The organism is Winogradskyella litoriviva, from assembly GCF_013249065.1.
GTDB lineage: Bacteria > Bacteroidota > Bacteroidia > Flavobacteriales > Flavobacteriaceae > Winogradskyella > Winogradskyella litoriviva.
The window spans coordinates 327,283-340,252 of the sequence record NZ_JABRWQ010000006.1; the positions used below are offsets into that span (position 1 = coordinate 327,283).

General features: G+C 31.6%; 11 protein-coding genes. 10 read left to right on the plus strand and 1 reads right to left on the minus strand.

The annotated features are described in order from the left end of the window. The first annotated feature begins 142 nt into the window (after nucleotides 1–142). The 3 genes from HNV10_RS14785 to HNV10_RS14795 are packed head-to-tail and all read left to right on the plus strand — an operon-like array spanning nucleotide 143 to nucleotide 4,183. On the plus strand, nucleotides 143–2,629 hold the full coding sequence (locus HNV10_RS14785; RefSeq protein WP_173302165.1) for a TonB-dependent receptor: 2,487 nt from the start codon (nucleotides 143–145) through the stop codon (nucleotides 2,627–2,629). 11 nt (nucleotides 2,630–2,640) lie between these two features. Next, nucleotides 2,641–3,420, plus strand: a complete 780-nt coding sequence (locus tag HNV10_RS14790; protein ID WP_173302166.1) for an alpha/beta fold hydrolase — start codon at nucleotides 2,641–2,643, stop codon at nucleotides 3,418–3,420. Next, on the plus strand, nucleotides 3,413–4,183 hold the full coding sequence (locus HNV10_RS14795) for a 3-hydroxybutyrate dehydrogenase (RefSeq protein ID WP_173302167.1): 771 nt from the start codon (nucleotides 3,413–3,415) through the stop codon (nucleotides 4,181–4,183). Before HNV10_RS14790 ends, HNV10_RS14795 begins: the two co-directional genes overlap by 8 nt. Before the next feature lie 133 nt (nucleotides 4,184–4,316). Here HNV10_RS14795 and HNV10_RS14800 read toward each other — a convergent pair whose 3' ends face one another. Beyond that, nucleotides 4,317–4,655: a single-stranded DNA-binding protein gene (locus HNV10_RS14800; RefSeq protein WP_173302168.1), complete on the minus strand. Its 339-nt coding sequence runs from the start codon at nucleotides 4,653–4,655 to the stop codon at nucleotides 4,317–4,319. Between the two features lie 1,014 nt (nucleotides 4,656–5,669). Between HNV10_RS14800 and HNV10_RS14805 the strand changes: the two genes are divergently transcribed. The 7 genes from HNV10_RS14805 to HNV10_RS14835 all read left to right on the plus strand — a co-directional run bounded on the left by HNV10_RS14805 (nucleotide 5,670) and on the right by HNV10_RS14835 (nucleotide 12,745). Further along, entirely contained in the window at nucleotides 5,670–6,731 is a 1,062-nt protein-coding gene (locus HNV10_RS14805; protein WP_173302169.1) for a phospholipase D-like domain-containing protein, read from the plus strand. 186 nt (nucleotides 6,732–6,917) lie between these two features. After that, nucleotides 6,918–7,772 (plus strand): CPBP family intramembrane glutamic endopeptidase, encoded by an 855-nt coding sequence (locus HNV10_RS14810; RefSeq protein WP_088355205.1) that lies wholly within the window; start codon nucleotides 6,918–6,920, stop codon nucleotides 7,770–7,772. Between the two features lie 219 nt (nucleotides 7,773–7,991). Beyond that, nucleotides 7,992–8,831: a CPBP family intramembrane glutamic endopeptidase gene (locus HNV10_RS14815; protein ID WP_241695519.1), complete on the plus strand. Its 840-nt coding sequence runs from the start codon at nucleotides 7,992–7,994 to the stop codon at nucleotides 8,829–8,831. A 163-nt stretch (nucleotides 8,832–8,994) separates the two neighbouring features. Beyond that, nucleotides 8,995–9,648 (plus strand): hypothetical protein, encoded by a 654-nt coding sequence (locus HNV10_RS14820; protein WP_173302171.1) that lies wholly within the window; start codon nucleotides 8,995–8,997, stop codon nucleotides 9,646–9,648. Between the two features lie 171 nt (nucleotides 9,649–9,819). After that, a complete protein-coding gene (locus HNV10_RS14825) occupies nucleotides 9,820–10,359 on the plus strand; it encodes a hypothetical protein (RefSeq protein ID WP_173302172.1) in 540 nt (179 codons plus the stop codon). A 173-nt stretch (nucleotides 10,360–10,532) separates the two neighbouring features. Continuing rightward, a complete protein-coding gene (locus HNV10_RS14830) occupies nucleotides 10,533–11,858 on the plus strand; it encodes an AAA family ATPase (protein WP_173302173.1) in 1,326 nt (441 codons plus the stop codon). Further along, complete coding sequence (locus HNV10_RS14835; RefSeq protein ID WP_173302174.1) at nucleotides 11,858–12,745, plus strand: DUF4435 domain-containing protein; 888 nt, start codon at nucleotides 11,858–11,860, stop codon at nucleotides 12,743–12,745. The genes HNV10_RS14830 and HNV10_RS14835 overlap by 1 nt, the downstream gene beginning before the upstream one ends. The last annotated feature ends 225 nt before the right edge of the window (nucleotides 12,746–12,970 follow it).

Consider the following 12,970-nt stretch of genomic DNA (forward strand, 5'->3'; position numbering starts at 1 on the left):
CAACACTTTTACAACAAAATGAATAAATATTCTCTATTCTAAATAAAAAGTCACACATCAAACCTTTTCCTTTTTATAGTCTTTATTTTTAATTTCATAATAGATTGCCCTATAAACTAATTCTAAACAATTCTCTTATATTATGAAAAAACTACTTTTAATACTAACTCTCATTAGTACTTTTACTATGTCTGCTCAAAACACAGGCAGTTTAGAGGGAATAATTACAGAAGGAAGTGGCACACCTTTATCTGGTGCAACAGTATACATTAAGGCTTTAGACAAAGGTACAGTAACAGATTACGACGGAAAATTTATTCTAGAAAATTTAGCTGCTGGCACTTATGAAGTTTCTATATCTTACGTTGGTTATGCCATCACTACTCAAAGTGTCTCTATAATGGCTGGCAAAACAACACAACTAAATACGTCTCTTAAAGAATCTGACAGTATCTTAAATGAGGTTGTAATTACTGCCAATAAACAACCGCAAAAAATAACAGATGTACCTGCAACTGTTAACGTTATTACTTCAAAAGATATTGAAGAATTCCCAAGTTTTAATATAGGTGAATTAGCTGCGAGACAAAAAGGAGTTGACTTTGTTAGAAGTGGTGTTTTAGGAACAGGTATAAACATAAGAGGCTTTAACTCTGCTTTTAATTCTAAAAACTTACAAGTAACAGATGATCGCTTATCTACATTAATTGCAACGGGCTTACCAATGGGTTCATTCTCTACAGTAACTAAAGATGATATTGCACGTGTAGAAATATTATTGGGTCCAAACGGAACACTTTATGGACCTAACGCTCATAATGGTTTAGTTAGTACAATTACTAAAAATCCAAGACAATCTGAAGGTACTACGGTTGCTTTAGGTTTTGGAAACCAAAGTGTTTTAACAACACGATTAAGACATGCAGAAGCCATAAACGAAAAATTTGCTTATAAATTTCATTTTGAAAAATCACAAGGAAAAGAATTTAACTATGTAGATAGCGTGTATGTAGGGACGGAATCTTATACAGAATTAGATTTAAATCGTCATTTCGATTCTAAAAAATATGGAGCATCTATATATTACAAACCAACAAAAGGTTCGGAAATTACTGGTTATTACGGACATAGCCTTAATAACAATATTGGTATTACAAGTGCTGGCCGTAACCAAATTAAAGATTGGAGTATTGATGTTGCTCAATTAAAATATGTATCTCAACACTTTTTTGCAAACACCTATTATACTTGGAGTAGAACTGATGATACATATGCTATAAATCAAAGAACTCAAAACTATGTGTCATTTATAGAAAATGGTTTTTCAGAAGAAGAAGCTCGAGAGCGTTCGTTCACAGAACAATGGTTTCCATTAGGACCAGGTGTTGGCGTTCCGCTTCAACGTGGTGCTCTTTTTAAAGATGCCTCTGAACGTTTTAATGCAGAAGCTCAGTACAACAATAACTGGAACAACCTTCATGTTACTTTAGGTGCCCAATACCAATTAGACATGGCAGACTCTAAAGGAACTTACCTTTTAGATGAAGGCGGAATTGATTTAGATCAAACCGGAATCTACACACAGTTAGAATACAAATTAGCTGATTCTGGTTGGGGATTTTTATTTGGAGGACGTCTAGATAACCATGAGTTATACGGTTCTAACTTTATACCAAAAGTAGCAGTGACTAAAAAATTAAACAACGGCACATTTAGAGTTACTTACGGAAAAGGAATCGCTGTACCATCTATTTTAAACCTTAAAGGAAACTTGTTTGGAGGTTTAGTATTAGGTAATGGTGAAGGTTTTACGCTAACTGATGGTACCAAAATTGCAAAATTAGATGTAGAAACTATTAATTCTTATGAGATAGGCTACAAAGGTCAATTATCTGATAAGTTGTTTATTGATGTTAATGCGTACTACAATCAATCTGATAATTTTATAAGTCCACTTAGAAATATTGCAGATGCTGCAAATGGTAATTTTGTAACACATGTAGGTGACAAACCTATTGGAGAGGTTAGCGAAGGTAATACTGGCGCTTTTATTTTAACGTATTCTAACTTTGGACATGTAGATACTTATGGCGCAGATATAGGATTAAACTATTACTTTACAGATCATTTTAGAACTTCTATAAACTATTCTTATTTTGATCGTGATTTAGATACAAATGATCTTGATAATGATGGTAATTTAGATGGACAAGTTTTAGAAAACGAATTACCAATTAATACACCAAACCACAAATTTAGCGTAGGACTACATTACAACAAAGGAAAATTCTATGGCGCAATTTTTGGTAGATATGTTGAAAAATATGATTTCTTTTCTGGTATCAATGTAGCTGCAGAAACGCAAGACCAAGATGGTGACGGTATTAATGAAATTGTAGAGAATGCTCAAGTAGGAAGAACTTGGAATTACGGACAATTAGGAGGTTTTACAATTGATGCTAACGCAGGATATAATATTTCCGATCAGTTATCAATGGGATTAAGTATTACTAATCTTTTAAATGCTGAGATAAGAGAGTTTGTTGCTTCACCTGCCATAGAAACCTTGGTGTCTTTAGAGCTTAAATATCAATTTAGCCTAAAGCAAAAAACGGCAACAGTTAACTAATCTCATTCATTGTGAAAATAAAAGTTAACGACATAGAACTAGATTATGAAGACCATGGAAAAGGCCATGTACTTTTACTTCTTCATGGCTTAGGATCCACTAAAAAAGATTGGGACGCACAAGTCCCTTTCTTTTCTAAATCACATCGTGTTATTATTGTTGATTTGCGTGGACATGGCGCATCTACAAAACCACAAGATGCATATGGTGTAGAACTAATGACCGAAGATGTAAAACAACTTCTGGATCAATTAAGCATAAAAAAAGCTACGATTGTTGGTTTTTCAATGGGTGGCGCAGTAGCTTTTGAAATGGCTTCTAAACATCCTGAATATTTAGAAAATTTAGTGATAGTAAATTCTGGTCCAGATTTTAATAACATGGGTAAAATCGGTGAAGACCTTTTAAAAAACAGAACTGAATTTTTAGAGACTAAAGGATTAAAGGCATTGGCAAAAGAGATTTCATTTAATATGTTTCCAGAAGACCATCAAATAGATTTAAGAAATGAGTTTGAAGAACGCTGTAAAATAAACGATTATAATGCATATTATAAATCGTTTACCACCTTAATGGCTTGGGGATTAGGAAAAAAAATTAAAGACATTAAAACCCGAACCCTAGTTGTAGGCTCAGACATGGATTATACGCCAGAATATTTTAAACAAGCCTATGTAAATAGATTACAAAATGCATCATTAGTTATCATTAAAAACTCTAGACATGCCGTTGTTATTGACCAACCTGAAGCCTTTAATTTAGAACTTCAAAAATTTTTAAATCATGAATAAAACTATTCTTATTACAGGTAGCACAAGCGGAATTGGTTTAGGTATTGCAAAACAATTTGCAACAAAAGGTTATAATATAATGTTTCATGGTTTAGAATCTAACGGACAAGATATAGCAAACAACATAGGGAAAGAATACGATATTAAAGTTGGGTTCTCTAACGCCAATTTATTACAATCTGAAGCCATAGAAAACCTTGTAACTGAAACCATAAACACTTTTGGTAGTTTACATGTGTTAGTAAATAATGCAGGCATTCAATTTGTGTCACCCATTGAGGATTTTCCAAACCAGAAATATGAAAACATTATTGCTGTTAACATGAATGCTGTTTTCTACGCTTCAAAAGCTGCTTGGAAACAAATGAAAAAACAAAATTTTGGAAGAATTATTAATGTTTCATCTGTACATGGCATAAGAGCTTCAGAATTTAAATCGGCTTACGTCACAGCAAAACATGGTGTTATTGGTATGACAAAGGTAATGGCCTTAGAAGGTGCTCCTTTTAATATTACTTGCAATGCTATTTGTCCTGGTTATGTAAAAACACCATTAGTTGTAGGGCAAATAAAAGACCAAGCCAAAGCACACCAAATGACCGAAGAGGAGGTTGTAGAAAAAGTAATGCTAAAAAAGCAAGCAGTAAAGCAATTTGTACCGTTAGAAGCCATTGCAAATACAGCCATTCTATTAGCAAAAGAAAGTTCTACTACCATTACCGGAACATCTTTTGTTTTAGATGGAGGCTGGAGCGCACAATAACAGCAACGGCATTTTATAAACGTGCGATTTATAAAATGTTTCTGTAATTAAAATTGGCATCAGAAATTTTTAAGTGTTAATTAAAAAATATCTGATGCCTTTCTATGTAATGATATCTATGTTTCTGCTAAGTTTACTGTTTATTTCCAAGCATTAAAAGCTCATTACAAACTACTTCTGTTATGTAGCGTTTCATTCCTTCTTTATCTTCCCAAGTTCTAGTAGTTAGCTTTCCTTCTATTGCAATTTCTTTTCCTTTAGTAACAAATTTTTCTATGATTTGGGCTGTTTTTCCCCAAGCAACCACATTATGCCATTGGGTATCTGTAATTTTTTCGCCTTGTGCATTTTTATAACTATCGTTTGTAGCGATAGAAAATTTAGCCAAGATTTTACCTGATTCAAAATTGGTGATTTCTGGGTCATTACCTAAGTTACCAATCAACTGTACTTTGTTTTTAAGTGTGTTCATAATTTCTAAATTTAATGGTTAAACAGTTAATACTATCGAGTTGTTATATTTCGACACTGCAAAGATGTGGTGGTTTGCAAATGTTAATCGGTATTTACTTACTTACATTCGTTTGTAAATGCTTGTATATGTATTAAAATCAGCTCAATGTGTTCGCATTTCGTATATCAATTATATTAAAAATACGCTTATTTCTATTAACGATATCTAAAATGCGCACAACAATAAATCACTATATCAAAGGCTATTATACATATTCTTTATTAAAATATTTTTATTACATTTGAAGGAGCACTTTCGTATATATAAGTGTTAGCTTTAATGCTGGAGCAAGTTTGCGGTTTGAAAAAAAGCCTGTTTTATTTTTTTCGATTTTTTTAGAATTTTAAGGTAGATAAAATAGAAAAACTATGTACGGAATTTCAAAATTTTCGGAATTATCACCCAAACGTGGAATGAAAAGCAAATTAGGAATTGCTCACTCAAACTTTGAATTGAATTACGACTGATTTTTTAGCTTGTTTGTGTAATTAGAACTGGAAAAACAACATCGGAATTTGAGCAAGTTTGCGGAATGACAATAAACTGAAAATTTAAAAACAAAAATTAGTGACATCAGAATTAAGAACCTTAATAATAAATACATCTAGTAATCTGAAAGGATATATTTTCATTTTTATCTTATTTGCTTATGTATTTTTTATTGGTTATTTACACAACTATAGATTTATGAAATCAAAGTTTTATTTACAAAAGATTAAACCTCGCTCGTATTTTTTTGAACTAGGATTTTACCTGTTATTAACTCTCTTATTCATAATATCACTTTTACTTTTATCATTCATTTTAATGAAGGTCATAGGAATTACAACTGACTAGAAAAGAATGAACAAAAACGAAATGAATAAATAAGCACTAAAAGCTAACACCGTGTATAATTAATTGCTTTTTACGTGCTTACTTGCGAAAATTCCTGCGGAATTTTCGCAGGTTCGTAAAAGTTTGCTAAATTAGTTGCCAAACCACGCAACTAACCATACACAAACACGTTCTACGCAATTTGACAAACCAATGGTAAATGTACATTTCGATAATATAAGACAACATATAATTAGTGCTCTCGACAAAGCATCTGAAAGAATAATTGTTGCTGTTTATTGGTTCACAAACGAAGAACTTTTTGATAAACTAATCCAACAAATCGAAAAAGGTTGTAGAGTTGAATTAATAATCCACAATGATTTTATTAACAATAGAAATACGGGACTGAATTTTCAACAGTTCGTTGATAAAGGTGGTGAGTTTTACTTTTCAGACGGTTACAATCCAATGCACAACAAATTTTGCGTAATTGACGACCAAATTTTAATAAACGGTTCGTACAATTGGACTTATTATGCTGAAAATAAAAACAGAGAAAACGTACTAATAATAGAAAAAGAAAAAGACACTATTGAATCATTCATAAGTGAATTTGAGCGACTAAAATCCTTAACTGAAAAAGTAACGGAAATCAGACAGCTAACTCGTTTCGAAGTTGACGAAAATAATGTTTTAAGAGCAAGGGATTATCTTGCAAATGACATTGTTTTCCAAGCAAAAGTTACGAATAGACCAGAAATTGTAGAATCTGCATTCGAAATCGCACCAGACAATATAGAAGTTCAAAAAATTGCTTATTCACTTGATTTAACTAAAAAGTATAGATTAAAACACTCTATTGGCTCAAGTCTGAAAGATGATGGATATATCATAATTGTAGAAAAAGGAGAAATGATTCCAATATCATCTTCTACAATTGTAAAAACAGTAGCTGACAATCAAATAAGTTCAGAAGCCACAATTCACTATGGAGAAAAACCAAAAGCAAGTCAGAATCCAAAGTTTGCTAAAATGAGACTGAATGGTTTGCCGAAAAAACCTGCTGGAGAAGCTCAAATGAAATATCATTTTACGATAGACCTTAAAGGAAATTTAAGAATGGAAAAGTATTCATTGGACAATGGAAAAAGAGTAATTCTGAACAAGAAAATTACTGGACTATTAGAGGAAATAAAAGAAGAAAAAACTGCGTAGAACAACGTGTATAATTAATGGCTGGTTCTCGCCCACTTACGAAAATCCTTGCGGATTTTCTATCCGGTTTTTATTTGCTAAATTAGGTGCTTAAACACGCCACTAATCATACACAAAACCGTTAGGCGCAATGTAACAAAACTACGAACTCATCGTCTTCCATTAACAAACCAATCAGAAAACTAAATGCAAGAAAATTTAACGGAACGAAAAAAAACTTGGAATACAATCTTTCTTTTCCTCGCCATTGTTACAGTTATAAGTTCTCTATTCCATTATGCCATAGTTAATTTATACCCTTCACGAATATATATTGGAAGCTTAATGTGGTGTCCTGCAATAGCTGCCATAATTACGCTAAAACTAAAAAAACGCCCCATTTCTTCACTAAATTGGAATTGGGGAAATTGGAAATATATTCGACTTTCTTATTTTATTCCTGCTTTGTATGGCTTAATCACTTATATACTCATTTGGGTTTTTGGCTTTGGAAGTTTGACTAATGGAAATGCAATTACAGATTGGGGAAAAGAACTTGGTTTGATTGGAATTGGAACTTTAAATCCAACATCGATTGCAATCATAGCTATTATCTTATTAGGAACTATTGAAGTCATAAGAGCAGCTGCAACAACTTTAGGGGAAGAGATTGGATGGAGAGGTTTTTTCATTTATGAATTAAGAAAAGTTCTTTCCTTTACTGGTGTTTCCATTTTTAGTGGAATTATTTGGGCAACTTGGCATTGGCCATTAATTGTGTATTATGGTGAAAATGTAATCTTGGAATTGACAACATTTTATGTTGTTATTGTTTCAATGTCATTCATTATGACTTACTACACTTTTAAGTCTAAAAGCCTATGGCCAGCAGTAATTTTTCACGCAGTAAGCAATGTATATATTCAAAAAATATTACCTGAGTTAACCATTAAAAATGAAGGAACGGAACATTGGCTTGGTGAAAACGGAATTATGTTTGCAACTGTGACTTGCGTTTTTGGAATTTACTTTTGGAGAAAAGCAATTAAAGAAAAATTATAAATAAAAAACACAGCGCCTAACACCGTATATAATTTATTGCTAGTTCTAGCCTACTTACGAAAATCCTCGCGGATTTTCTATTCGGTTTTTATTTGCTAAATTACGTGCTAAACCACGCAACAAACCATATACAAACACGTTAGGCGCAATGTAACAAAACTACGAACTCATCGTCTTCCATTAATAAACCAATCAGAAGTTCAAATGCAAGAAAATTTAATGGAACGAAAAAAAACTTGGAATACAATATTTATTTTCCTTGCTATTGTTACAATTTTAAGCTCTTTATTTCATTATGCGATAGTTAATTTATATCCGTCACGAATATATATTGGAGGACTAATGTGGTGTCCTGCCATAGCTACCATAATCACTTTAAAACTGATAAAACGCCCTATTTCTTCACTAAATTGGAATTGGGGAAATTGGAAATATATTCGACTTTCTTATTTTATTCCTGCTTTATATGGCTTAATCACTTATATACTAATTTGGGTTTTTGGCTTTGGAAGTTTGACAAATGGCGAAGCAATAACAGATTGGGGAAAAGAACTTGGTTTAATTGGAATAGGAACTTTAAATCCAACATCGATTGCAATCATAGCTATTATCTTATTAGGAACTATCGAAGTAATTAGAGCAGCAGCAACAACTTTGGGAGAAGAGATTGGATGGCGAGGTTTTTTCATTTATGAATTAAGAAAAGTTCTTTCGTTTACTGGTGTTTCCATTTTTAGTGGAATTATTTGGGCAACTTGGCATTGGCCATTAATTGCATATTATGGCGAAAATGTAATCCTGGAATTGACGACATTTTATGTTGTTATAGTCTCAATGTCGTTCATTATGACTTATTACACTTTTAAATCTAAAAGCCTATGGCCAGCAGTAATTTTTCACGCAGTAAGTAATGTATATATTCAAAAAATATTACCCGAATTAACAATAAAAAATGAAGGAGCGGAACATTGGCTTGGCGAAAACGGAATTATGTTTGCTATCGTGACTTGTGTTTTTGGAATTTATTTTTGGAAAAAAGCAATTAAAGAAAAATTGTGACTGAAAAACACAGCGCCTAACACCGTGTATAATTAATGGCTAGTTCTCGCCTACTTACGAAAATCCTCGCGGATTTTCTATTCGGTTTTTATTTGCTAAATTAGGTGCTGAAACACGCCACTAATCATACACAATCACGTTGTAGCTAATTTAGGAGCACCTTATGAAAAATAAACTTTTGTTTTTGTTTTTGTTGATTTGCAATCTGTGTTTAAGTCAAAATGACATTGATTTTTCTAAATTAAAAGTGTCTGAATCAAGAGTGGATTCTATTAATTTATATTTAAATAGAATTATCAAAAGCGATGGAGAGAGAAAGAAAAAATTAGAAAAAATGTTTTTTGAACTACTTCCAAATAGTCATTCTGAAATGAGTGATGCAATGTATATAGATTCGTGGAAAAAAGACTTGGAATGGAAAAAAAACAAGCACAAAAAAGGTTTTGTTCCTAAACTCTATGTTGTAAATCCTTGGGTTAAATATTTAAGCATAATGGACTATTATGACAAAGATGCATACTACGAAAAGTATTTTAACATATGTATTGGAGGTGAATATGGAGCTGATTATTTAAGAGCTGGTTTTGAAATTTATGAACGATTTTTATCCGACACAAAAACTGCTTGCGAGAAACTGGAAAAATTAACAGACAATGAAATAGAAAGTATTTTTTATTTCATTTTTGACGAAACACATCCAGAATACAATGAAGAGAATATTTCTTTGTATAATGAGATGTTTTTAAAAATAAAAACGGAGAATCTAAAGCTATCCGAATTACTGGAAAAAAGTTATAAGCGGATAATTGCAGAATAAAGAAACCATTGATTAAAAAAACTAGCTACAACACCGTGTATAATTAATTGCTTTTTACGTGCTTACTTGCGAAAATTCCTGCGGAATTTTCTCGGGTTCGTAAAAGTTTGCTAATTTAGTTGCTTAACCACGCAACTAACCATACACAAACACGTTAGCAACAAGCTGAAAATGAAACACACATTGAATATACTACTTCTGATTTTAACTTTGATTTCGTGTAAAAACCAATCAAAATCTGAATTAAAAGAAACTTCGTCTAATTCAAAAACAGAAACGGAATCAATAAAATTTAGACAAATAATTTTTGGAAGATACTGCGGAGAATGTGACGAAAGTTGCGCACCAATGTTTCGTTTGACATTTGACAAAAAAGAACCTACTCTTGCTGCTGATTTTGAAGACACATATTTTAGTTTAAAGAATAAAGTTGAATTTAAAACTGACTTAAACCAAGAAAAGAAACTTGAAATCGCATATGAGATTGTAAATAAAATACCCGAAACGTTATATAATTGGAAAACTGATAAAGAAAAATTTGGATGTCCTGATTGTACTGATGGATGTGGATATTATTTGGAATTTATAAAGAAAAATGGAGATTTAAAAACATTTGACTTGGACGATTTTGAAGAAACGGAAAACATACCCAAAGAAGTTTTGGAATTCACTCACTTTCTTGCTGAACGAATTGATAAGTTGATAGAATAAAAGCCTGTTGCCAACACCGTGTATAATTAATTGCTGTTTTCTTCTCTACTTGCGAATATTCCTGCGGAATATTCACAGGTTAGTAAAAGTTTGCTAACTTAGTTGCTTAACCACGCAACTAACCATACACAAACACGTTGGCAACCATTTGAAAAAACAACTAAAAACAAAAAATGAAACTAAAAAAGATAAGTGTTAAAAAGCTTTTTGGAATTTTTGACCATACGATACCGATAAATAAAAAAAGTGGAATCACAATAGTAATAGGCGAAAATGGGCTTGGAAAAACTATTCTACTTGAGATGATTGAATCTTTTTTCAAAGGAAGTTATTTTTATCTAAATTCTGTTGATTTTAAAGAATTCATTCTTGAGTTTACTGATGGAATTCAATGGGAGCTTAAAAAAGAAGAGCGAAAAGATGATGTGCCAAAACTTATCCTAACCCAAGTCAATAAAAATAAAACTTCATACAAACCAATACAATTAATCAGTTATGATGACGATGATTTGCGAGCAATGGCTGGCAGGATATCGCGAACTACAAGAATGATTGGTAGAGTTGGCCCTAGATTATGGGAAAATAGGAGAACCGGTGAATTAATGCACGCAGAGGAAGTTGTTCAAAAATATGGTGGTTACCTACCCTATGACATTAAACTTGGTGATTCTGAAAGACCTAAATGGTTTAAGGATAGACACAAACAAATATCAGTGAGTCTAATAGAAACTCAAAGACTTATTTCTTTAGAGGAAAGAGAAGAAAAAACACACGAAAAAACTGTCGATAAATATTCAAAAGAATTAAGCAAGACTGTTAAATCCTTTTTAACAGAATCTACAGAATTATCATCTAAACTTGACCGTACATATCCAAATAGACTTATTGACAGAATAAAAAAATCTACTAATGTAACCGATGAACATCTAAATACAGAGTTAAAAAGATTAGAAGAAAAAAGAGAATTACTTGATAAAGTTGGATTAATAGAAATTGAAAAAGATTCAAATATTTTAGAAATTGACAAGCCACAGGAAGTAATCAAAGATGTATTAATGCTTTATGTGGAAGACAGTTTCAAAAAAATTGAAATCTTTGATGATATAGCAAAGAAAATTCATTTGCTAATGAACATCATTAATAAAAGATTTAAACACAAACAATTTTTTGTAGATAAAGAAGATGGTTTTGTTTTTCGTTCAACTATCATAAAGGATAAGAATAAAAACTTTCAAAGTATTCCAGTTACTAAACTTTCCTCTGGAGAACAAAATGAATTAATTTTATTCTATGAATTGCTCTTTAAGTCAAAAAGTAATTCTCTTATATTAATTGATGAGCCTGAAGTTTCTTTACATATATCTTGGCAGAATTGCTTCATTGAAGATGTCAAAGAAATCACAGAACTAAACAATTTAGAGGTTGTTATCGCAACACATTCCCCTGATATAATCGCCAACAATTGGGATTTAAAAGTTGAATTAATTGGTGTAGAATAATGGAGGAATTTATTACAAATGAAAGGATTGCCAATTCAATAATGCAAAATAAATCCTTTAAAGGCTATTATTTAATTGTCGAGGGACCTAAAGATTCTAAACTTTATGGTAAATTTTTTAATTCCGATAAAGTTTCAATCAAAGAAGCATTTGGCAATCAAAGGGTGCAAGACATTTTCAAAATACTGACAGAAAGAGGGTTCGATAAAAAACTTGGCATTATTGATTCTGATTTTAGAAAAATCACTGGTAATGAAGTAGATATTGATGGGATTTTTATGACTGACGACCACGATATTGAAGTAATGATAATGAAAACAAAGGCTTTAGATGATGTAGTTCGTGTTTTTTGCTCTCAATCTCGTGTACAAGCATTCGAAAAAGAAAAAGGTATTTCAATTAAAAACAAGATTTTTGATTTAGGGAAAGAAATAGGTTATTTAAAATTAGCTAATAAGACTTTCGATTTAGGTTTAGTATTCAAACCCAAAAATCCAGAGGGTAATCATTTAAAATATAAAAATTTTATATGTGATAAAACTCTTGATTTTTTGGGCACAGATAAAATGATTACTACGACCAACAATTACTCTGTTAATAAATCCTCAAAAATTGAATCTATTCAAGTAATATCAGAAAGATTAACTGAAACAAAGGAAACTGAATATATACTTGAGCAATTAGTGAACGGACACGACCTTTCACAAATTTTATATATCCTAATGAAAAAAGTTCTAAAAAGTCGGAATAGAATGCTTCAAGACCATAATTCCATTGAAGACAGTCTTACACTTGCTTATGACCTAAATGATTTTAAAGAAACTTATTTATATGAGGATATTCAAAATTGGTCTGAACAAAGAGAAATTGAAATACTTTTGACATAAAAAACGGTTGCCAACACCGTATATAATTTATTGCTAGTTCTAGCCTACTTACGAAAATCCTCGCGGATTTTCTATTCGGTTTTTATTTGCTAAATTATGTGCTTAAACCACGCAACAAACCATATACAAACACGTTGGCTGTAATAACGCAGCGCAACAAAAGCACGAATATTTCGCAATCAAAACCCGAAATTTTAAGCGGAATATTCTCTTAATTTCTCACTC

What these genes read in the sequence shown, in the direction of transcription:
- HNV10_RS14785 (WP_173302165.1), top strand. Translation starts at nt 143, where the DNA reads ATGAAAAAACTACTTTTAATACTAACTCTCATTAGTACTTTTACTATG.
- HNV10_RS14795 (WP_173302167.1), top strand. Translation starts at nt 3,413, where the DNA reads ATGAATAAAACTATTCTTATTACAGGTAGCACAAGCGGAATTGGTTTA.
- HNV10_RS14800 (WP_173302168.1), bottom strand. Translation starts at nt 4,655, where the DNA reads ATGAACACACTTAAAAACAAAGTACAGTTGATTGGTAACTTAGGTAAT.
- HNV10_RS14810 (WP_088355205.1), top strand. Translation starts at nt 6,918, where the DNA reads ATGCAAGAAAATTTAACGGAACGAAAAAAAACTTGGAATACAATCTTT.
- HNV10_RS14815 (WP_241695519.1), top strand. Translation starts at nt 7,992, where the DNA reads ATGGAACGAAAAAAAACTTGGAATACAATATTTATTTTCCTTGCTATT.
- HNV10_RS14820 (WP_173302171.1), top strand. Translation starts at nt 8,995, where the DNA reads ATGAAAAATAAACTTTTGTTTTTGTTTTTGTTGATTTGCAATCTGTGT.
- HNV10_RS14825 (WP_173302172.1), top strand. Translation starts at nt 9,820, where the DNA reads ATGAAACACACATTGAATATACTACTTCTGATTTTAACTTTGATTTCG.
- HNV10_RS14830 (WP_173302173.1), top strand. Translation starts at nt 10,533, where the DNA reads ATGAAACTAAAAAAGATAAGTGTTAAAAAGCTTTTTGGAATTTTTGAC.
- HNV10_RS14835 (WP_173302174.1), top strand. Translation starts at nt 11,858, where the DNA reads ATGGAGGAATTTATTACAAATGAAAGGATTGCCAATTCAATAATGCAA.